We start from the raw sequence: 20,938 nt of genomic DNA on the forward strand, positions 1-20,938 counted from the left end.
CACCGCCCGTGAAGCTCCTCATCGCCAGCGATGCCTGGCACCCGCAGGTGAACGGCGTGGTGCGCTCCCTGGAGCAGATGGTGTGGCGCGCGCCGGAGCACGGCTTCGAGACCGCTTTGCTGACGGTGGCGGATTTCCGCTCGCTGCCGCTGCCGGGCTATCCGGAGATCCGCCTCGCCTATGCCGGGCGGGAGCGGGTGGCCGCGCGCTGGAACGCGGAGCGGCCGACCCACGTCCACATCGCGACTGAAGGCCCCGTGGGCCTGGCGGCGCGGCGCTACTGCCTCGCCCATGCGCTGCCCTTCACCACGAGCTACCACACGCGCTTCCCCGAGTACCTTGCAGCCCGGGCCCCCGTGCCGGAGGCTTGGTCCTACGCCTATCTGCGCCGCTTCCACGGCGCCGCCCGGGGCACGATGGTCAGCACCGCCTCGCTGCAGGGCGAGCTGGCGGCAAGGGGCTTCGGCCGGCTGATGCGCTGGACCCGCGGCGTCGACACCGCGCGGTTCCGGCCCGCCGAGCCCGGCGCGACGCTGCCGGCGGACCTCGTCGGACTGCCCCGGCCGCTGTTCCTCTATGTCGGGCGGCTCGCTGTGGAGAAGAACGTCGCGGCCTTCCTGAGCCTCGATCTGCCGGGCACCAAGGTCGTCGTGGGCGACGGCCCAGACCGGGCGCGGCTCCGGGCGCTGGCGCCCGGAGCACGGTTCCTCGGCACCCGGACCGGTGCGGATCTCTCGGCGGTCTACGCGGCCTGCGACGTTTTCGTCTTCCCGAGCCTCACCGACACGTTCGGCATCGTGCTTCTCGAAGCCCTGGCCAGCGGGCTGCCGGTGGCGGCCTTCCCGGTGCCGGGCCCGAACGACGTCGTCGGCGGCACCCGCGTCGGGGTGCTCGACCGGGACCTGCGGGCCGCCGCGCTCGCGGCGCTCGACCTGTCGCGCGCCGAATGCCGGGCCGAGGCCCTGCGCTGCGGCTGGGACGAGAGCGCCCGTCAGTTCTTCGGAAACATCGTCGAGGCGCATGGCGGTGTGCAGGGGACCCGGGACGCCGCCTGACCGGTGACGACGCCCGCGCGGGATGGCAGGAGAAGGCCATGCCGCCTCCCCGGAAGTCCCTTGCCCTAAAGTCCCCTGCCCGGAAGCCGCCCGCCACGACGATGCCGTTCGATCCGGCCCGCGCGGCCGAGTACCCCGCCGTCATCGGTTGCGACGAGGTCGGGCGCGGCGCTCTGTGCGGGCCCGTGGTGGTGGCGGCGGTCTGGTTCGATCCCGTGGCGCTCCCACCGGATCTGCTCGCCGCCCTGGACGACAGCAAGCGCGTGCCCGAGCCGGTCCGCGCGCGGCTGGCGCCGGTGATCCGCGCCCATGGGCGCGTCGCGGTGGCGGCGGGCTCCCGGGCGCTGATCGACCGGATCAACATCCGCGCCGCCACCCTCGACGCGATGGCGCGTGCCGTGGCCCGCCTCGGGCTCGATGCGCCGGTCCTGGTCGACGGGCGCGATGCCCTGCCGGGTCTGCCGGGCCGGGCGGTGGTCGGCGGCGACAGGCTGGTCCCGCAGATCGCCGCCGCCTCGATCGTCGCCAAGGTGTTTCGCGACGACCTGATGCGGCGCTTGGCCGAGCGCCATCCCGGCTACGGCTGGGAGCGCAACGTGGGCTACGGCACGGCCGTCCACCGCGTCGGCCTGACGAGGCTCGGCCGGAGCCCGCATCACCGGCTCAGCTTCACCCGGGGGTTCGGACCGGCCTGACGGGTCGGGTCACGCGGCCCGGACGCTCGCCAGGAACCGATCGACCTCGGCCTCGAGCTGCTCGGACTGGTGCGACAACGCGGTCGCCGCGGCGAGCACGTGATCGGCCGCGCGGCCCGTCTGGTCGGCCGCGTTCGCCACGCCGGTGATGTTGCCGCTGACCTCCTGCGTCCCCGCATTGGCCTGGGCGATGTTGCGGACGATCTCCTGCGTGGCCGCTACCTGCTGCTCCACCGCGGCTGCGATCGCCGCCGCCACGGCGCTGATCTCCCCGATCCGGCCGGTGATCGTGCCGATCGCATCCACCGCCTGGCCGGTCACGCTACGGATCTCGCCGATCTGCCGGCCGATCTCCTCGGTGGCCTGGCCGGTCTGGGCGGCGAGCGCCTTCACCTCGGTGGCGACCACCGCGAAACCCCGTCCCGCCTCGCCGGCCCGCGCCGCCTCGATCGTCGCATTGAGCGCCAGGAGATTCGTCTGCGCGGCGATGCCGGCGATCAGCTCGATCACGGCCCCGACCCGGGCAGCCGCCGCGTTGAGCGCGGCCACGAGCGTGGCGGTCTGATCGGCCTCGCCGACCGCGATCCGGGCCAGCTCGGATGAGCCCTGGACCTGACGCCCGATCTCCTGGACGGACGTCCCGAGTTCCTCGACGGCGGCCGCCACCGTCCTGACGCCGGCGGACGCCTCCTCGGCGGCGGCGGCCACGGCGTTGGACTGGCTGGCGGTCTGCTGGGCGGTCATGGTCATCTGCCAGGCGGTGGTCTGCAGCTCGGCCGCGGAGCCGGAGACTTGCGCGACGATGCCGGACACTGCCTGCTCGAAGCTCTGCGCCAGCGCATCGGTGGCCGACCGGCGCTGCGCCTCCACGGCGAGACGGGCCGCATCGGCCTCCGCTTCCAGCACCCGCGTGCGGATCAGGTTGTCCTTGAACACCTGGACGGCCGCCGCGATCGCGCCGATCTCGTCCCGCCGATTCTGGGCTGGGATGGAGACAGTGGCGTCGCCGGCCGCGAGAGCCCGCATAGCCTGGATCATGGCCTGGATCGGCCGAAGCACGCGCCGAAAGACGATCCCCGTCCCGCCGATGGCCAGCACCAGAGAACCGGCGAGAAGCAGGAGGGCGAGCAGGAGCGACCGCTGCGTCGCGGCGGCGAGAGCCTCGGCGCGCTGGATCATCGCATCGAGGGCGGCGTTGGCCAGATCGACGAGGGTGGCTCCGTCGGCGATGTTGCGTGCCCGCAGCGCCTTCACCCCGATGCCGGGTGGCCTGCCCGCGCTCAGCGCCTCGGTCAGGGCAACGCGCCGTGCGGCCGCCTCACCCTCGAAATTCCGGGCCCGGGCCTCCTGATAGGCGAGCGTGATCGTGTCGGGCAGGTCGGCGCCGATCGCGTCGACGACCTCGGACCATGCCGCGAAGAGCCGCGCCCGCTCCTCGGCGGCCGCGACGATCTCGGCCTGGGACCAGCCCGTCGCGGCCGCTACCGCTGTCTCGATCCGGACCCAGGATACCCCGAACGCGATTCGGGTGGCCCAGGCGGCCCGCTTGATCTCGAGATAGCGGTCGACGGCCGCATCCTGCCGCGGAAGGGCGGTATCCACCGCCTTGTTGGCTGCCGCCAGGGCCTGGAGGAGCGCGGCGCTGACCGTCTCCACATTCTGCCGGATCGTGGCGTTGCGCTGGGGCTTCGGCACCGCTGCAGCCGCCTCGACCTGCGGCCACAAGGCTGCCAGAGCCTCCTGCGCGCGCCGCAGCGGCTCCAGCGTGACCTGCACCGCCGGCATATCGAGGGCGCGAACGCGTGCCCAGAGCGCGGTCTCGCCGTCGATTCTGGCGCGGTGATCCGATTGGAAGGCGGTGTTGTCGGCCTCGGAGATCGGGTTCTCGTCGGCCAGCAGCCTCAGGGCCGTGCCGCGCTCCGTCCGTGTCGCGACGATCGAGCGGAGCAGGGCGCGGCTCGCCTGCGACAGGGCGACGACCTGCTGACTGCGAAGCGTCTCCTCGTGGGCCTCCAGCAACGTGGTGGCACGCGCCACGAGCAACAGGGCGCTCATCGCAAACAGGATCGCCCCAAACGTCACACCGATAGATAAATGACCGATCCTGAACACCACAATATCCTTTATATATGCAAATGATCCGCCGCTATGTGAGCTTGTATCTTACAAGTTGTCATCTTAATCTCAACTTTGTGCAGTAGAAACCTGAAAACAGCTTATGTCAACCTTGTGTTATTCATGCATTCTGAAGACATGGACTCATAAATTCAGTTGTTGCATCTCATGCCTCGACCAGCACCGCGGATCTTTATCGCGGACAATATCTCTTCAATGCACGGCTTCGCGCATTCGAGACAGGTTGCTCGAAGGCTGTGGCCGGGCCGGCCGGTCGTCCACCCGTCAAAGGCTCGACCTCACGAGGCCGGCCCCGACGGACCGGGCGAGCCGGCCGAAACCGATCTGCCGACCGTCAGAACAGCGCCAGCTGCGCCCCCGGCTTGCGGAAGGCATCACGGTCCAGCGCCATCCGGCCGAAGGCGAAGCCGAGCCGTGTTCCCGCGAGCCGCACCCGTTGGCCAATCATCGCCGCATAGGCGCCCTCGCCGCGGAAGCGGTGGCCGAAACGCGGATCGTTCTCGCGGCCGCCCCGGGCCTGTGTCAGCAGCCCGAAGGTCCGGTCCTTCCGCTCGGGGTAATGCGCGGCGAACCAGTCGGCCACGAGGTCGGCGACCTCGCCCGGAAGCCGGAGCAGCGCGTGGCCGATCCGGCTCGCGCCGTTCTCCCGGGCCCGGGCGAGGATCGTCTCGATCTCGGGATCGGTGAGCCCCGGGATGATCGGCGAGACGTTGACCATCACGGGCACGCCCGCCGCGCTTAAGGCGCGCATCGCGGCGAGCCGCTTCTCCGGCCGCGGCGCGCGGGGATCGAGGCGTCGGGCGAGGTCCGGATCGAGGGTCGGCAACGATAGGGCGACGAGGATCAGGTTCTGCGCGGCCATCTCGGCCAGGATGTCGAGGTCGCGCAGGATGAGGTCGGATTTCGTCGTGATGCTGACCGGGTGCCGGGTCTCCCGCAGTACCTCCAAGACCGCGCGGGTGATGCGTTGCTCGCGTTCCAGCGGTTGGTATGGATCGGTGGCCGTTCCGAGGGCGATGGTCTCGGGGCGATAGCCCGGCGCCGCCAACTCCCGGGCGAGGAGCCGGGCGGCGTCGGGCTTGGTGACGATCCGCGATTCGAAATCGAGCCCCGGCGACAGACCGAGCCAGGCGTGGGTCGGCCGCGCGTAACAGTAGATGCAGCCGTGCTCGCAGCCGCGATAGGGATTGATCGATCGATCGAACGGGATGTCGGGCGACGTGTTGCGGGCGATGATGCGGGCGGAACGCTCGGGCGTGACCTGCGTGCGCACGGGAGCCGGCGCGTCGGCTTCCCAGTCGGGATCGTGAAACACCTCACGCCGGGCCACCGCGAAACGGCTCGTGGGATTGGCGGTGGCGCCGCGACCGCGCCGGGCGCTCTCGGGCGGCGTGCTGAGCCCGAGACGGAGCGCGGCCCCGCGTGTGGATTCCCCTCCGCTGTGTCCCATGCCGAGTCGCCCCCGTGTTTCACGTGGAACATACCGCGAACATCCGGCGGTCCAGCGCCTCATTTTCAGGCAAATCCCCAAGCAACGCGTCGCACGGTCGCGCTCGCGCCTTCGGGAGGCGGATCAATGGTTTACGGCGGCGGAAAATCGTCTAAGGGCGCGCTCATGCTCTCTGCGGTGACCTTCCTGGCCGACCCGGCCGCTCCGGACGCGATTGATCGGCTGGCCGATACGCTCAGCGTGCTCGTCTCGGGTGTCGCCGGCGGCCTGATCGGCGACGCGGTGATCGTCACCGGGAGCGGCAGCGAGGCCGTGGCGGCCGTCGCGGAGGCGACGGGCGCGACGCTAGTCCTGCACCGGGACGGCAATCCCTACGCGGCGGGCGCAGCCGCTGCCCGCCGGGACTGGATCCTGTGCCTCGAGGCCGGGGATGTCCCGGCCGAAGGCTGGATCCGGACCCTCGATCGCTTCGTCGGGACCGCCCGGCCCGAGACCGGGCTCGGACGCCTGCAGCGCCCGGCGGCCGGTTGGCCCGCGCGCCTGATCGGCCGGATCGAGCTCGTGGCCGGCGCCCGGCAGGCCCGGGCCGGGGACGTCGTCCGGCGGGGAGCCCTGCGCGCCGGGGCGGTGTTCGCGCCGCGCCTCAAGGTCCGGCCGCTGATCGCGCGGATCGACCGGGCCTGACCGGAAGAATCTTGCGTGACGCCACGTTGTTGTCGGTCACGCCTCCTCTACAACACCCTGACCGGGGTGGACGATTTGCCGTCTCTGCACCGCGCGAGAACGCTGACCCGCTTCCGCCCTGAAAGGATGGTGCCATGGATTCGTCGGGCCTGATGGGGCGCAAATCGGTCGACGACATCCTCGAGAGTGGCGAGGGCGAGCAGCAGCTCTCGAAATCGCTGGGCGCCCTCTCGATCACCGCGATGGGCATCGGCGCGATCATCGGCGCCGGCATCTTCGTCCTCACCGGCACGGCCGCCGCACAATATGCCGGGCCGGGGATCATGCTCTCCTTCGTCCTCGGCGGCATCGCCTGCGCCTTCGTGGGCCTGTGCTATTCCGAGATGGCGGCGCTGATCCCGGTCGCCGGGTCGAGCTACACCTACACCTACGCGACGCTGGGCGAGTTCTTCGCGTGGCTGATCGGCTGGGACCTGATCCTCGAATACGCCATGGGGGCGGCGACCGTGGCGGTCGGCTGGTCGGGCTACGTGACCAGCATCCTCAAGGATGTCGGGATCGTGATCCCGGCGCAGTTCGCCCACGCCCCCGGCACGCCGATCGACGGCGGCGGCACCGCCCTGTTCAACCTGCCGGCGGTGCTGATCGTGGCGCTGATCACGATCCTGCTGATGCGCGGCACCAAGGAATCGGCGCGCTTCAACAACATCATGGTGGCGGTGAAGCTGACCGTCGTGGTGGCCTTCATCGCGCTGGGCTGGGGTCACGTGAACACGGCGAACTGGAGCCCGCTGATCCCGGACAACGACGGCACCTTCGGGCATTTCGGCGCCAGCGGCATCCTGCGCGGTGCGGGTGTCGTGTTCTTCGCCTTCATCGGCTTCGACGCGGTCTCGACCGCCGCACAGGAGGCGCGCCGGCCCCAGAAGGACATGCCGATCGGCATCCTGGGCTCGCTCGCCGTCTGCACCATCCTGTACGTGCTGGTGGCGGCCGTGCTCACCGGGCTCGTGCCCTACAAGGACCTGAACGTCCCCGACCCGATCGCCAAGGGGGTCGACGTGATCGGCATCGGCTGGTTCGCGATCCTGATCAAGCTCGGGGCGCTGACCGGCCTGACCACGGTGATCCTGGTCCTGCTCTACGGCCAGAGCCGGATCTTCTTCACCATGGCCCAGGACGGCCTGCTGCCGAAGATGTTCTCCCACGTGCACCCGACCTACCAGACGCCCTATCGCAGCCAGGCGCTGATCGGGGCCATGGTCGCCCTGGTGGCCGCCCTGGTGCCGATCAACATCCTGGGCGAGATGGTCAGCATCGGGACGCTCGCCGCCTTCATTCTGGTCTGCGGCTCGGTGATCTACCTGCGGCGGACGGACCGCCACATGAAGCGCCCGTTCCGGGCGCCCGCGGTGCCGGTGGTGCCGATCCTCGGCATCCTGTTCTGCCTGCTCCTGATGATCGGCCTGCCGCTCGACACGTGGCTGCGGCTCGTGATCTGGATGGCGATCGGGCTCGTGATCTACTTCTTCTACGGCCGGAAGCACTCGGTGCTGCGCCGCAAGGAGGGGAACGCGGCGTAGCGCGCCGGGCTGGTTCCGCAGCACAGCCCCGTCGTTCCGGGATGCCAATGGCGAGCGCGGAATCCGGAACCACCGAGCGTGAAGGTTCTGGCAGGGTGCGGCACTGGCTTCCGGGCTCCGCTGCACGGCCTCGGACAGACGGTTCGGGTCACACGGTGATGCTCGCCCCGCGCCGCAGGTGCTCGTCGAGCCGCGGCATGATCTCTACGAAGTTGCAGGGCCGGTGGCGGTAGTCGAGCTGCTGGGCCAGGATCCCGTCCCAGGCATCCCGGCAGGCGCCCGGCGAGCCCGGCAGGACGAAGACGTAGGTCGCCTGCGCGACCCCGGCCGTCGCCCGGGATTGCAGGGTCGAGGTGCCGATCTTGTCGTAGGAGATCCGGTGGAACACCGCCGAGAAGCCGTCCATCCGCTTCTCGAACAGCGGCTCCAGCGCCTCCGGGGTCACGTCGCGGCCGGTGAAGCCGGTGCCGCCCGTGCTGATCACCACGTCGATTCCCGGGTCGCGCAGCCAGCACTCCACCTGCCCGCGGATCGCCGGGATCTCGTCGGGCACGATGGCGCGGTCGGCCAGCCGGTGACCCGCCTCCGTGAGGCGTTGGGTCAGCGTGTCGCCCGAGCGGTCGTCCTCAGGCCGGCGCGTGTCCGAGACGGTGAGCACCGCGATGTTGAGCGGGATGAAGCGGCGGGCGTCGGGCTGGTCGGCCATGGCGGGGTCTCTCCGGGACAGGCATCCGATATGGGCCGGCCCGATCCGGTTGTCGCCCCCGACCCGCCCGTCCCGGGTCTTGCCGCGGGGCGAAAACTCGGCTGTGCTCTTCCGACCTCGTCGGAGATCCTGTCCCCATGCACATGTACGGCAACTGGCGCTCCGCCGCCGCCTTCCGGGTGCGGATCGCGCTCAAGCTGAAGGGCATCCCCTACGAGGAGACATTCATCGATCTCGACGCGGGCGACCAGCACAAGCCGGAATTCCGGGCGATCAACCCGCAGGGGGCGGTGCCGGCCCTTTTCGACGGCGACGGTCCGCCCCTCACCCAATCGCTCGCGATCCTCGACTACCTGGAGGAGACGAAGGGCGGCGTGCGGCTCCTGCCCGAGGAGCCGCGGGCTCGGGCGCGGGCGCGCTCCCTGGCGCAGGTCGTCGCCTGCGATACCCACCCCCTCTACGTGCCGCGGGTGCGTACCTTCCTGATGGAGCATTACGGCCTGCCTCGGGAGCGGATGCTCGACTTCCTGCGCAACGCTTTCGAGACCGGCCTCAGGACGCTGGAGACGCGTCTCGGCACCGAGCCGGGGACCGGCCGCTTCTGCCAGGGCGACGCGGTGAGCCACGCCGATCTCTGCCTCGTCAGCCTCTGGGTCGGGACCGGCATCTTCGGCATCGACACGGCGCCCTACCCGACCGTGGCGCGGATCGCCGAGGCCTGCCTCGCCCTTCCGGAGATCGCGGCGGCACATCCCCTGCGTCAGCCCGGCGCGCCCGGCGCGTGATCCGCCACGCGCGCACTGGTCACGTGGGCCGCCGGCAGGCAGATGTGGCAATCCGTTACCCAGGACGTGTAAGCAGGCCGGCGTTTTAATCCCGGTTCGGGGGAAGAAAGAGTGTCGATGGCATCCGTCGAGAACGAGTCCGGCCTGCATCGCATCGTCGTCGTGGGCGGCGGCGCGGCTGGATTGCAGCTTGTGACGAAGCTCGGCGACAAGCTCGGGCGCGGCAAGCGCGCCCATGTCACCCTCGTCGATCGCGCCCGCACGCATATCTGGAAGCCGCTGCTCCACGAAGTCGCGGCGGGCAGCCTCGATGTCGGCCATCATGCGGTGGATTACCTGCATCATGCCCACATGCACGGGTTCCGCTACCGGATCGGCCGCATGACCGGGCTCGACCGGGAGGCGCGCACGATCCAGCTCGCGGCGAGCTACGATTCCGAGGGGCGCGAGGTCACGCCGGAGCGCGCGGTCCCGTACGATACCCTCGTGATGGCGGTGGGCTCCACGACCAACGATTTCGGCACGCCCGGGGTCGCCGAGCACGCCATCGCCCTCGACACGCAGGACCAGGCGGTGCGCTTCCACCAGCGCCTCGTGAACGCGTCCCTGCGGGCGCACACGCAGGTCGGTCCGGTCCGCCCCGGCCAGCTTCACGTGACGGTGATCGGCGCCGGTGCCACCGGGACCGAGCTCGCCGCCGAGCTGCACCGGACCCTGCGCCACGTGGTCTCCACGGGCCTCGACAGGATCGACCCGGGCAAGGACATCCGCATCACCCTCGTCGAGGCCGCCGACCGGATCCTGCCGGCGGTGCCGCAGCGCCTCTCGGCGGAGGTGATGCAGCTCCTCAACAAGATCGGTGTGGACGTCCGCGTGAAGGCGCGCGTCACCGAGGTGCGGGCCGACGGCGTGCAGCTCGCCGATGGCACCTTCATCCCGTCTGAGCTGGTGGTCTGGGCGGCCGGCGTGAAGGCGCCGCCCTTCCTGCAGGGCATCGGCGGGCTGGAGACAACGCGGACCAACCAGCTGGTGGTCACCCCGACGCTGCAGACCACCCGCGACCCCGACATCTTCGCGCTCGGCGATTGCGCCTACCTGGTGGAGGTCGGCTCGGACACGCCGGTGCCGCCGCGGGCCCAGGCGGCGCACCAGCAGGCGAGCCATCTCGTCGGCCAGATCCAGGCCAAGATCGACGGCAAGCCGCTGAAAGCCTTCAAGTACAAGGATTTCGGATCGCTGGTGTCGCTCGGCGAGTACTCGACCGTCGGCAGCCTGATGGGCTTCGTCCGCGGCAAGAACATGCTGATCGCCGGCCTGTTCGCCCGGATGATGTACCGCTCGCTCTACAAGATGCACGAGCGGGCGCTCCACGGCACTGCCAAGACGGCGCTCGACACCATGGCCCGCGCGCTCACCCGCCGCACCGAGCCGCGCGTGAAGCTGCACTAGCTTGAGCTGCGAGCCCGGGAGATCCGGGCCGTTTCCACAGGGAGGATGGACCCGATGATCCTGGTCAGCGTGATGTACCCGGCCGGCCCGAGCTTCGACATGGGCTACTATCTCGGCCACCACATGCCGTTGGTGCGCGAGCGCTGGTCGTCGCTCGGCCTCCACGAGGCGAAGGTGGTCAAGGGCGCCGGCACGCCGGACGGCGGCACCGCGCCGTTCCAGGTCATGGCTTTGCTGACCTTCGAGTCGGTCGAGGCGTTCAAGAAGGCCGTGGCCGCCCATGGCGAGGAGATCTTCGCCGACATCCCGAACTTCACCCCGGCGCAGGCCCAGGTGCAGATCAACGACTTCGCGGAGAGCCCGTGATCGACATCGTCAAGGCGGTGCAGGAGGCCGATCCGAGCCTCGGCACCTACGTCATCGTGCTGCGGAGCGACTCGCGGGCCCTCGACGGGCCGGAGCGCTTCACGCCGGACGCGCAGGCCTGGCTCGCCGCCAATGCCCCCGGCGGCCGCCTCGCCCGGGTGACGATCCAGCTCGCCCCCTACCCGGGGGCGGCGCCGGCCGAGCGCGCCGTGACGGTGGCGGCCTTCGCGGAGGCCCGGGAACTCGCCGCCTTCGCCACGACCTGGACCGGCGATCCGCTGCCGGAGGAGACGGACGACCCGGCCTGAGTCGGATCGCCGGGTCTCATTGTCTCGCGATCATCACCAGCGCAGAGACGTGACCCAGGGCGGCGCGCCCTCAGCGAGCGTCGCGCGTCCCTGGGTTGCTCCACTCCGCTCGCACAGACGGCAGCGCTAAACGCGGCGACCCGAACCGGTCAGCTCTGGGCCGCCGGGATGCCGAGGGCCGGCCCGAGGCGCGCCCGGCACCGGCCGAGCGCCGCGAAGGCGGCGTTCGAGTCGCGGGCGAGCCGCATCAGGTCTCCCAGACGCGCCCGGCCGCGGGCGAAGGCGAAGAACACCGCGGCGATGTCGGGCTCGCCATCCGCCGTGAGCGCCTGCGCGGCGAAGGCCGGCAGCGCCTGGCCGGCCGGATCGCAGATCACCCGCAGGACCGCGAAGGGCAGGCCGTGCCGCCCCGCGAAGGCCGCGGCCACGTGCGATTCCATGTCGACGGCCGCCGCGCCGGTCGCGGCGCGAAGCTCGGTCTTGCCGTCGACCGACAGGACGGCCGTGTCGACGCCGGCGAGATCCGCCGGGATCACCCGGGGCCCGACATCCGACAGGGCGTTGAGGAGCACGGCCGACAGGTCGAGATCGGCGGCGCGCCGCCCGTCCTCACCGACGACGCCGGTGCCGACCACCACGTCGCCCGGCTTCAGCGAGGGATCGAGGCCGCCCGCGATCCCGAAGCTCACCACGGCCCGGCAGCCGGGCGGCACGCGGGCATCGAGGAGCTGGCGCAGCCGGTGCGGATTGCCGCCGGCCCCCACGGCCTCGACCCCCTCCCCGGCCGCCATACGGCGCTCGCGAGCGAGGCCGGTGACGGCCAGGACGGGTGCGGTCGGGTCGATCATGGTCCGCTGGTGGACCAGTCCGGCAAGGTCTGCAAGCAGGCGCGAGCGCCGCGGGGCCCCAGAGGGTTGATCCGGTACGGGGCGGGATTCACCCTGTCCCGCGGGATCGCTGTCAGAAGGGGCCACGTGTCGGATACCGGGGCTCGCGGGTCGATCACCAGGACGGTCGAACGCGCCGCGATCCGGCTCGGGTGGAGCCGACCCGTCGGGCCGGCCCCATCACATCACATGCCGAACTGGACGCGCCGGCTGTTGCCACGCTTCAGGTTGCGGAAGCGCGCCATCGCCCAGAGCGGGAAGAACTTCGGGTAACCATGATACCGCAGGTAGAACACCCGCGGGAAGCCCGTGGCGGTGTAGCGCTCCTCCTTCCAGAACCCGTCCGCGCCCTGCGTGCGGGTGAGAAAGTTGATGCCCCGGGTCACGGCCGGGTCGTCGACGGCGCCCGCGGCCATCAGGGCGAGCAGCGCCCAGGCGGTCTGCGAGGCCGTGGACGAGCCGGGCTCGAAGGCCGGATCGATCTTGTACGAGGAGGCGTCCTCGCCCCAGCCGCCATCCGGATTCTGGATGCGGATCAGCCACGAGACCGCCCGCTGGATCCGCGGATCGGCCGGATCGACCCCGGCGGCGTTGAGGGCGCAGAGCACCGACCACGTGCCGTAGATGAAGTTCATGCCCCAGCGGCCGTACCAGGAGCCGTCCTCCTCTTGGTCATTCAGGAGGTAGTTCACGCCGCGGTCGAGCGCCCGGGAGGTCTCGCGGGTCTCCCCGAGTTGCGCCAGCATCCCGACCACGCGGGCGGTCACGTCCGCGGTCGGCGGATCGAGCAGCGCCCCATGATCCGAGAACGGGATGTGGTTGAGGTACATGTGGTTGTTGTCGGCGTCGAACGCCGCCCAGCCGCCATCCTCGGACTGTAGCCCCTCGACCCATTCGCGGGCGCGGGCGATGGAGGCCTTGTAGTCCGGCATGCCGGCGACGAGGCCGTGCTGGTGCATGGCCCGGTCCATGGCCATCACCACCACAGCGGTGTCGTCGAGGTCGGGGTAGTGGGCGTTGGCGTACTGGAACGCCCAGCCGCCGGGCCGGACCTTCGGCTTGCGCGCCGCCCAGTCGCCGACGATGTCGAGCACCTGCCGGGGCTTCAGCCAGTCGAGGCCGGCGCGGGCCTGGGCCTCGGCCTCGGGGCCGCCGGCCTCCAGAAGGGCATGGCTCGCCAGCGCCGTGTCCCAGACCGGCGAGACGCAGGGCTGGACATAGGCCTCGTCGGCCTTCTCGACGACGAGCTTCTCGATAGCGTCGCAGGCGACGCGGACCTGCGGGTGATCGGGGCGGTAGCCCATCACCTCGTACATCAGCACGGAGTTGACCATGGCGGGGAAGATCGCCCCCAAGCCGTCCTCGCCGTTCAGGCGCTCGCTGACCCAGGCACGGGCCTTCTCCATGGCCCGCTGCCGGCTCTTGCGCGGCAGGTGATTCTCGACCCGCTGCAGCACCCGGTCGATGAAGCCGAAGATCGGCGTCCACGGCCACGTGGCGTGCGGGGAGCCCGGCCAGGTGCGCACGCTCTCGGGCGGCGTCACGAACAGCTCCTGCACGCTGATCCCGCGAGGGTTCCGGGCCCGCGGCTTGGTCGCCTGGAGAACGAACAGCGGCACCACGGTGGTGCGGGCCCAGTAGCTGATCTTGTCGAGGTGGAACGGGAACCACTTCGGCAGGAACATCACCTCGACCGGCATCACCGGCACGGCGCGCCACGGCACCTCGCCGTAGAGCGCCAGCATGAAGCGGGTGAACACGTTGGCGTTGGCGGCGCCGCCGCGGGACAGGATGCCCTCGCGCGCCCGGCGCATGTGCGGCGCCTCGATATCATCGCCGATCATCTTGAGGGCGAAATACGCCTTGACCGTGCAGCTCATGTCGAACGGCCCCTCGTGGACGAGGGCCCAGCCGCCATGCCGGCCTTGCGTGCGGCGCAGGTAGTTGCCGATCTTGGCCTCGAGGCCGTCGGCGACCTGCGTGCCACGGAAATGGTGGAACAGCACGTACTCGGACGGGATCGTCGCATCCGCCTCGAGCTCGAAGCAGATATGCCCGTCGTCATGCGCCAGGGCGGTCAGTGCGCGCGTCGCATGCGCCACGCCGCGCTCGACATCGTCGAGCGAGATCCCCTGCGTCTTCGAGCGCTGCAGCGCCTCGACTTTGCTTACGGCCTCTCTCATAATCCTCGCCTCGAACGGCCGCCTTCCGGCGGACGCGCATGCCTCAAGCTGCGCCGCGCATACCATTTCCGGCACGCATGACAGAACCCGCGCGCAGCACACGCGCGGCAGTCTTGCCCGAGCGAATCGCTCCCTCAATCGTCGACGGCAGGCCGGTGGCTGTCCAATCGCCTGCCAGGACGAGATTGTCGTAGGCGGTTTCGGCCCCCGAGCGCCGCGCGGCTTCCGCCGGCGTCGCCGCGAAGGTCGCACGCTTCTCTTTTACGATCTGCCAGCTGGGCAGTTCCGGTGCAAGATTGCACAAGTGTGCGATCTCGGCCCAGATCTGGCGCGCGAGGTCTTCCCGGGGCACGTCGAGCAGCCGGTCGGCACCGCTGATCGTCACCGAATAGCGGTCCGGATAAGCGAAAAGCCACTCTGTGAGCGCGTTCACCACGCCGAGAACGAGCGGGCTGCCGGGCTTCGGCGCGAGCGCGAAATGCGCGTTCACGATGGAGCGGAATTCCACCGGGGCGAGGAGACCGGGCAACACCTCGCGAGCCACCCAGGGCGGCAGCGCGAGCACGATCCCGTCCTCCGGTCCGATCGCCTCGGCGCCGTCCGAGAACTGGAGCTGCGCGACGCGGCCGTCGGCAACGTCGAGCCCGCGCAGGCGCCGGCCCAGGCGCATCTGGCAGCCGCGGGCCGAGAGGTAGCGCACGGCCGGATCGACGAACGCGTAAGACAGGCCCTCCACCGCCACCAGGGGACGGCACGCCTTGCCCCCCGCACCGAGGGTCTCGCGCAGGATGCGGGCTGCCAGCCCGACATCGCTGTCCCGCGGCTCGGTGTTGAGCGCGGCGAGCAGCACCGGATGCCACAGCCGGCGATAGAGGTCGCCCTCGCAAGCCATGTGGGCGCCGATCGTGCCGCCCGCGCCGTCCGGCTTGCCGGAGGCGGCACGCAGGATCCCGAGCGGGGCGAGGTAGTCGCGAGCCCGGGTTCCGGGCACGCGGCGCGACGGGCTCATCACCCACCAGGGCAGCCGCCCGGCATTGGGGCGCAGGCGCCAGCGCTCACCGGTCTTCAGGTCGGCGAAGTCGAACTCCGCCGCGTCCGGGCCGACGAGGGCGTCGGCGGGCGCGCCGACGGTCTTGAGGAGACCCAGGGCGTCGGCATTGCCGGAGAGTAGCAGGTGGTTGCCGTTGTCGATCGTCAGGCCCAGCGCTGGATCGTAATAGGAGCGGCAGCGCCCGCCCGCCTGCTTGGCGGCCTCGTGCAGCACGACCTGGGCGCCGGATTCGGCCAGCGCGACAGCGGCGGACAGGCCGGCCAGACCGGCGCCGACGACGTGGACGGTTCCCATCAGATCAGGCCATGCCGGAGGACGACGCCGAGGAGCGCCAGCTTGCCGGGCTTGACCCGGGCGCGGGGCATCGCCCAGCCGCGTTCGAGGACCGCCCTGAGATAGAGGTGGTAGGCCGCCGCCATCAGGCGCGCGGCCTTGGTCGCCTTGCGCGGGCTGCGCCGGATGATCTCCCAGGTGGCCTGGTAATGCTCCTCGGCCTCGCGCGCGAGGGAGAGGCAGACCTCGCCGATGCGCGGGTGGCTGATCGCCTCGACCGGGGACGGTTCGTTGAGCCCGATCGCCTGGAGCTTCTCGCGGGGCAGGTAGAGGCGGCCGCGCTCGGCATCCTCGTCGATGTCGCGGAGGATGTTGGTGAGCTGCAGCGCCCGGCCCTGGTGCCAGGCCAGCCGGATGCCGTCCGCCTCCGGCATGCCGAAGATCCGCACCGACAGCCGGCCGACCGCGCTCGCGACCCGGTCGCAATAGAGGTCGAGGGTGTCGGCGTCTGGGGCGACGATATCCTCCACGGCATCCATGGCCATGCCGTCGATGACCGCCTGGAAATCCTCGCGCTTCAGGCCGAAGCGGCGCACCGGCTCGACGAGGTCGCGGACCCGCGGCGCCGGACGGCCGGCGTAGAGCGCGTCGATGTCGGCGCGCCAGCGGTCGAGCTCGACCTGCCGGACCGCGCGGGTGCCGCCATCGTCGGCGACGTCGTCGACGGCGCGGCAGAAGGCGTAGACGGCGTACATCGCCTCCCGCCGCTCCTTCGGCAGCAGGCGCATGGCCGTGTAGAAGGAGGAGCCGGCGGCCGGAAGCGCCGGGGCGGCGCCCTGCTCGGCGGGCGCGGGGGTCGCGGTGGCGCTCACGAACGGCTTCCTTGAGCGGCGGCCCGGACGGCCCGACCCCGGAAGGGCCGGCGGGCCAGGGTGGCGGCGACGGCGCCGAGCGCCGTCAGGGCGAAGGCGGCCTTGCCGTGATGGACCTTCTCGGAAAGCGGATCGCGCTCGGTCAGGCCCTTGGCCAGCACGACGGCGAGCCGATGGATCGCGGCGATCTCCAGGGACAGGCGCACATCGTCGATCAGGTCCGGCAGGACCGCGCCCTCGTCGAGGAGGTCCAGGCATTTCTGCGCCAGCTCGCGGATCACGGCCCGAAGCTGCGGCGGCGCCTTGGCCTCGCCGAGCATCGCCACGTTGGCGTCGTGGCGGTCGAGGGCGTCCTGCGGGATGTAGACCCGGTCGAGACCGGCGAAATCCTTCCCGCAATCCTGCAGGTGATTGATGATCTGGAGGGCCGCGCAGATCGCGTCGGACGGCCCCCAGACCCGGGCCGGATCCTCGCCATGCACGTCGAGGACGAAGCGCCCCACCGGCATGGCCGAGTAGCGGCAATAGTGGATCAGCTCGTCCCAGTTCGCGTAGCGGTTCTTGCGCGCGTCCATCCGGAACGCGTCGAGCAGCTCCAGGGCATGGCGCGGCGGCAGCGCCCGCGCAGCGAGCTCGCGCTTCAGCGGCTCCGCCTCCGGGTCGGACGGGCCGGCACCGGTCAGCGAATCCGCCAGGCGATCGAGGAGTTCGATCTTGCGCTCGGGCGACAGCGCGGCGTGGTCGGCGACGTCGTCGCCGGCGCGGACGAAGTTGTAGAACGCCAGGATCGCACCCCGGTGGCGGGGATGGATCAGGTGCGAGGCGACGGGGAAGTTCTCGTCGCGGTGGCCCTTGCCGGAGCGCGTCGCGGTGGCGGAATCGAGGCTGCTCATGCGAGGTACCCCGCTTCGCGGAACCACGTGATCGCGTCGGACAGTCCCTCGCGGTAGGGCCGGGCCGTGTAGCCCAGCTCGGCGCGCGCCTTCTTGTCCGAGAAGAACATCCGGTAGCGCGACATGCGGATCCCGTCGATCGTCGCGAAGGGCTGCTTGCCGGTGACCCGGGCGGCGAGCTGCGCGAAGAACGCCACCGGGTAGACCGCCGCCCGCGGCAATTTCACGGTCGGCGGCTTGCGGCCGACCATGCCGGCGATGTCGGCGAGCATCTGCGACAGGAACACATCCTCGCCGCCGAGGATGTAGCGCTCGCCGATCCGCCCCTTGCGAAGCGCCAGCAGGTGGCCCAGGGCCACGTCGTCGACATGGGCGAGGTTGAGCCCAGTATCGACGAAGGCCGGCATCTTGCCGAGCGCCGCCTCCTGGATGATCCGGCCGGTGGGCGTCGGCTTGACGTCGCGGGGGCCGATCGGCGTCGACGGGTTGACGATCACCGCCTTCAGCCCGTCCCGGGCGACCATCTCCTCGACCACGCGCTCGGCCACGACCTTGCTGCGCTTGTAGGCGCCGATGGCGGTCTCGGGCGTCAGCGGCATGGTCTCGTCGGAGGGCGTGACGCCGTCGGCCGGCGGCCTGATCGTCGCGACGCTCGACGTGTAGACGACCCGCTCGACGCCGGCCTCGAGGGCCGCGCGCATCATCAGGCGCGTGCCGTCGCGGTTGGTGCGGACGATCTCCTCCATGTCCGGCGCCCAGAGCCGGTAATCGGCCGCGGCGTGGATCAGGTAGCGCTGGCCGCGCATCGCCGCCGCCACGGCAGCCGGGTCGCGCATGTCGCCATCGGCGATCTCCACGTCGGTCCAGGTGAGGTTCCGGCGCGGGCTGGAGGCGCGCACGAGGATGCGCACCGGGAAGCCGGCCCGGCGGAACACGTCGACCAGGGCGGATCCGAGAAAGCCGCTCGCGCCGGTGATCAGCACGGGTCCGACCTCGGAAGAGCCGGGGGTTGTGGCCTCTGCCATCACGGATCTGGAGGGTTACCGAAAACCAGCGCGGCCGGGGATCCCCAGCCGCGCCGCGCTTGTGTCATCGAACCGTCGAGGCGGCAAGCGACGCGGCGGCATGCCCGCACCGCGTGGCGAACGCCGGGTTTCAGGCCAGGCGCAGGCGCGAGCGGCCTTCCTTGCGCTCCTGCAGGGTGTCGAGGGCGGTTTTGACGATGGTGGCGGCGTCCAGGCCGGCCTCGGCGTACATCTTCTCCGGGCTGTCGTGGTCCTGGTAGCTGTCCGGCAGCGTCATCGTCCGCACCCGGACCCGCCCGGCATCCAGAGCCCCCCGCTCCGCCAGGAGATGCAGCACCATCGCGCCGAACCCGCCCCGCGAGCCCTCCTCGATCGTGATCAGAACCTCGTGGTCCCGCGCAAGCTCCAGGATCAGCGCCTCGTCCAGCGGCTTGGCAAAGCGCGCATCCGCCACCGTCACCGCCACGCCCTGCTCGGACAGCGTGTCGGCCGCCTTCAGCGCCTCCGACAGACGCGTGCCCAGGCTCAGGATCGCCACACGCGCCTCCGCGTCCCGGCGCACCACCCGGCCCTTGCCGATCGCCAGAGCCTCGCCCCGCTCCGGAAGCTCGACACCGACACCCTCGCCGCGCGGGTAGCGCAGCGCGATCGGGCCCGCGTCATGGGCGTGGGCGGTCGCCACCATGTGCACCAGCTCGGCCTCGTCGGACGCCGCCATCACGGTCATGTTCGGCAGGCAGCACAGATACGCCAGGTCGAACGCGCCCGCATGCGTCGCCCCGTCCGCGCCGACCAGGCCCGCCCGGTCCATGCAGAACCGCACGGCTAAGTTCTGCAGCGCCACGTCGTGCACGACCTGATCGTAGGCCCGCTGCAGGAAGGTCGAGTAGATCGCCACGAACGGCCGGTAGCCCTCGGTGGCCAGCCCGCCCGCAAACGTCACCGCGTGCTGCTCGGCGATGCCCACGTCGAAGGTCTTGTCCGGATGCGCCTTGCCGAACAGGTCGATGCCGGTGCCCCCCGGCATCGCGGCGGTGATCGCCACCACCTTGTCGTCGGCGTCGGCCGCCTTGATCAGGCTCTCGCCGAACACCCGCGTGTAGGCCGGCGCGTTCGGCTTGGCCTTGGCCTGCACCCCTGAGACCACGTCGAACTTGACCACGCCGTGGTAGCGGTCGGCGCTGGCCTCGGCGGGTGCGTAGCCCTTGCCCTTGCGGGTGACCACGTGCAGCAGGATCGGGCCGTGCTCGGCGTCGCGGACGTTCTTGAGCACCGGCAGCAGGTGGTCGAGGTTGTGCCCGTCGACGGGGCCGACGTAGTGGAAGCCCATCTCCTCGAACATGGTGCCGCCGCCGACCACCAGCGAGCGGGCATATTCCTCGGCCGCGGCGGCGCGCTGGTAGAGGGCCTTCGGCAGGAGCTTGCCGAGCTGCTTGGCGGTCTCGCGCAGGGACTGGTAGGCGCCGCCCGAGGCGAGCCTGGCGAGGTAGGCCGACATGGCGCCCACAGGCGGCGCGATCGACATGTCGTTGTCGTTGAGGATGACGATCAGGCGCGAGTGCAGGGCGCCGGCGTTGTTGAGCGCCTCGTAGGCCATGCCGGCCGACATCGAGCCGTCGCCGATCACCGCGATGGCGTTGCGGCGCTTCTGCGCGCCGCCCGTCTGCTTGGCGGTGGCGTTGTCGAGGTCGCGGGCGACCGCCATGCCCAAAGCGGCCGAGATCGACGTGGAGGAGTGGGCGGCGCCGAAGGGGTCGTAGACGCTCTCAGAGCGCTTGGTAAAGCCCGACAGGCCGCCGCCCTGGCGCAGCGTGCGGATGCGGTCGCGGCGCTCGGTGAGGATCTTGTGCGGGTAGCACTGGTGGCCGACGTCCCAGACGATGCGGTCGTCGGGGGTGTCGAACACGTGGTGCAGGGCGACGGTGAGTTCGACGACGCCGAGCCCCGAGCCGAGATGGCCGCCGGTGATCGACACCGCGTCGATCATCTCGGCGCGCACCGCGTCCGCCACCGCCTGCAGCTCCGATTCCGGAAGCCCGCGCAACGCCGCAGGATTCGGGACACGATCCAGCAACGCCGATTGCTCAGGTGATATTGCCAATGGTCGCATCCGCTCGTTCGAGTGTGGCGACGGCCCCGTCGCGAGCCCGAGGCCACCGCGACGCCAGCACGCGGGGGTACGCGTTCATGCTAGAACCCGCCCGTCCGTCGCTGTCATGATAGTGCCAGTTACGGATGATCGGCGGCGCGATCAATGTCGGGCCGGCGTTTTTTTCCGCTCACGTGCCCTAACCGCCACAAGAGGTCCGCTTTTGAGCCCGGCTCGTCTGTGCACAATCCTGCTCACGCTCGCGATTACCGGAAGCGGCCAAGCTTACGCCGAGCCGCGTCCCCCGGACGGCAATCTCGACTTCCTCTGCAACTTCCTGGGCGATTGTCCGACGCGGGCGGCCCCTGGAGGGCCGGACCGCGATGCGCGACCCTTCGTCGGCAATCTGGGTCGTCCCTGCGCGTGGCGGGATCGCCCGACCCCTGAA

18 protein-coding genes are annotated in these 20,938 nt (G+C 70.8%); 8 read left to right on the top strand and 10 right to left on the bottom strand.

Going from position 1 to position 20,938, the window contains the following annotated elements; all coding sequences use genetic code 11:
• Positions 1 to 8: 8 nt before the first annotated feature.
• Both AC3WSN_RS18465 and rnhB read left to right on the top strand, forming a co-directional pair.
• Entirely contained in the window at positions 9 to 1,055 is a 1,047-nt protein-coding gene (locus AC3WSN_RS18465; RefSeq protein WP_192707868.1) for a glycosyltransferase family 4 protein, read from the top strand.
• 101 nt (positions 1,056 to 1,156) lie between these two features.
• Positions 1,157 to 1,750 carry a ribonuclease HII gene (gene rnhB, locus AC3WSN_RS18470; RefSeq protein WP_492543154.1) on the top strand — a complete coding sequence of 198 codons (594 nt, stop codon included), beginning with the start codon at positions 1,157 to 1,159 and terminating at the stop codon, positions 1,748 to 1,750.
• Between the two features lie 9 nt (positions 1,751 to 1,759).
• Here the strand turns inward: rnhB and AC3WSN_RS18475 are convergent, their stop codons facing one another.
• The gene (locus tag AC3WSN_RS18475; protein ID WP_492539898.1) at positions 1,760 to 3,805 is read right to left on the bottom strand and encodes a methyl-accepting chemotaxis protein; all 2,046 of its coding nucleotides are present in this window, start codon (positions 3,803 to 3,805) and stop codon (positions 1,760 to 1,762) included.
• Between the two features lie 415 nt (positions 3,806 to 4,220).
• Entirely contained in the window at positions 4,221 to 5,336 is a 1,116-nt protein-coding gene (locus tag AC3WSN_RS18480) for a PA0069 family radical SAM protein (protein WP_492539900.1), read from the bottom strand.
• A gap of 165 nt (positions 5,337 to 5,501) precedes the next feature.
• Here AC3WSN_RS18480 and AC3WSN_RS18485 point away from each other — a divergent pair, with 165 nt between their 5' ends.
• Together AC3WSN_RS18485 and AC3WSN_RS18490 are read left to right on the top strand one after the other, a co-directional pair.
• The gene (locus AC3WSN_RS18485) at positions 5,502 to 6,020 is read left to right on the top strand and encodes a hypothetical protein (protein WP_492539902.1); all 519 of its coding nucleotides are present in this window, start codon (positions 5,502 to 5,504) and stop codon (positions 6,018 to 6,020) included.
• Positions 6,021 to 6,154: 134 nt separating this feature from the next.
• Positions 6,155 to 7,603, top strand: coding sequence for an amino acid permease (locus tag AC3WSN_RS18490; RefSeq protein ID WP_492539904.1), 1,449 nt, complete (start codon positions 6,155 to 6,157; stop codon positions 7,601 to 7,603).
• 148 nt (positions 7,604 to 7,751) lie between these two features.
• On the opposite strand, the gene moaB is transcribed toward AC3WSN_RS18490, so the two are convergent.
• On the bottom strand, positions 7,752 to 8,309 hold the full coding sequence (moaB, locus tag AC3WSN_RS18495; protein WP_192707863.1) for a molybdenum cofactor biosynthesis protein B: 558 nt from the start codon (positions 8,307 to 8,309) through the stop codon (positions 7,752 to 7,754).
• 137 nt (positions 8,310 to 8,446) lie between these two features.
• On the opposite strand from moaB, the gene maiA reads away from it, so the two are divergent.
• The 4 genes from maiA (at position 8,447) to AC3WSN_RS18515 (ending at position 11,217) form a co-directional block, all read left to right on the top strand.
• Entirely contained in the window at positions 8,447 to 9,094 is a 648-nt protein-coding gene (maiA, locus tag AC3WSN_RS18500; RefSeq protein WP_492539906.1) for a maleylacetoacetate isomerase, read from the top strand.
• 117 nt (positions 9,095 to 9,211) lie between these two features.
• Positions 9,212 to 10,543, top strand: a complete 1,332-nt coding sequence (locus AC3WSN_RS18505; RefSeq protein WP_192707861.1) for an NAD(P)/FAD-dependent oxidoreductase — start codon at positions 9,212 to 9,214, stop codon at positions 10,541 to 10,543.
• A 54-nt stretch (positions 10,544 to 10,597) separates the two neighbouring features.
• Positions 10,598 to 10,909 (top strand): EthD family reductase, encoded by a 312-nt coding sequence (locus tag AC3WSN_RS18510; RefSeq protein ID WP_192707860.1) that lies wholly within the window; start codon positions 10,598 to 10,600, stop codon positions 10,907 to 10,909.
• A complete protein-coding gene (locus tag AC3WSN_RS18515; protein WP_192707859.1) occupies positions 10,906 to 11,217 on the top strand; it encodes a hypothetical protein in 312 nt (103 codons plus the stop codon). Before AC3WSN_RS18510 ends, AC3WSN_RS18515 begins: the two co-directional genes overlap by 4 nt.
• Before the next feature lie 149 nt (positions 11,218 to 11,366).
• On the opposite strand, the gene AC3WSN_RS18520 is transcribed toward AC3WSN_RS18515, so the two are convergent.
• From AC3WSN_RS18520 to dxs, 7 genes are all read right to left on the bottom strand, one after another.
• On the bottom strand, positions 11,367 to 12,065 hold the full coding sequence (locus AC3WSN_RS18520; protein ID WP_492539909.1) for a phosphorylase: 699 nt from the start codon (positions 12,063 to 12,065) through the stop codon (positions 11,367 to 11,369).
• A gap of 224 nt (positions 12,066 to 12,289) precedes the next feature.
• Positions 12,290 to 14,287, bottom strand: a complete 1,998-nt coding sequence (gene shc / locus AC3WSN_RS18525; protein ID WP_192707857.1) for a squalene--hopene cyclase — start codon at positions 14,285 to 14,287, stop codon at positions 12,290 to 12,292.
• Positions 14,288 to 14,330: 43 nt separating this feature from the next.
• Positions 14,331 to 15,632: a hydroxysqualene dehydroxylase HpnE gene (gene hpnE / locus AC3WSN_RS18530; RefSeq protein WP_192707856.1), complete on the bottom strand. Its 1,302-nt coding sequence runs from the start codon at positions 15,630 to 15,632 to the stop codon at positions 14,331 to 14,333.
• On the bottom strand, positions 15,632 to 16,483 hold the full coding sequence (gene hpnD / locus AC3WSN_RS18535) for a presqualene diphosphate synthase HpnD (RefSeq protein WP_492539911.1): 852 nt from the start codon (positions 16,481 to 16,483) through the stop codon (positions 15,632 to 15,634). The genes hpnE and hpnD overlap by 1 nt, the downstream gene beginning before the upstream one ends.
• Positions 16,480 to 17,376 carry a squalene synthase HpnC gene (gene hpnC, locus AC3WSN_RS18540; protein ID WP_492539913.1) on the bottom strand — a complete coding sequence of 299 codons (897 nt, stop codon included), beginning with the start codon at positions 17,374 to 17,376 and terminating at the stop codon, positions 16,480 to 16,482. The genes hpnD and hpnC overlap by 4 nt, the downstream gene beginning before the upstream one ends.
• Entirely contained in the window at positions 17,373 to 18,401 is a 1,029-nt protein-coding gene (gene hpnA, locus AC3WSN_RS18545) for a hopanoid-associated sugar epimerase (protein ID WP_492539915.1), read from the bottom strand. The genes hpnC and hpnA overlap by 4 nt, the downstream gene beginning before the upstream one ends.
• A 130-nt stretch (positions 18,402 to 18,531) precedes the next feature.
• Positions 18,532 to 20,511 carry a 1-deoxy-D-xylulose-5-phosphate synthase gene (gene dxs / locus AC3WSN_RS18550; protein WP_492539917.1) on the bottom strand — a complete coding sequence of 660 codons (1,980 nt, stop codon included), beginning with the start codon at positions 20,509 to 20,511 and terminating at the stop codon, positions 18,532 to 18,534.
• Positions 20,512 to 20,938 lie beyond the last annotated feature (427 nt).

Source organism: Methylobacterium sp. FW102-HT35C08 (genome assembly GCF_058790235.1).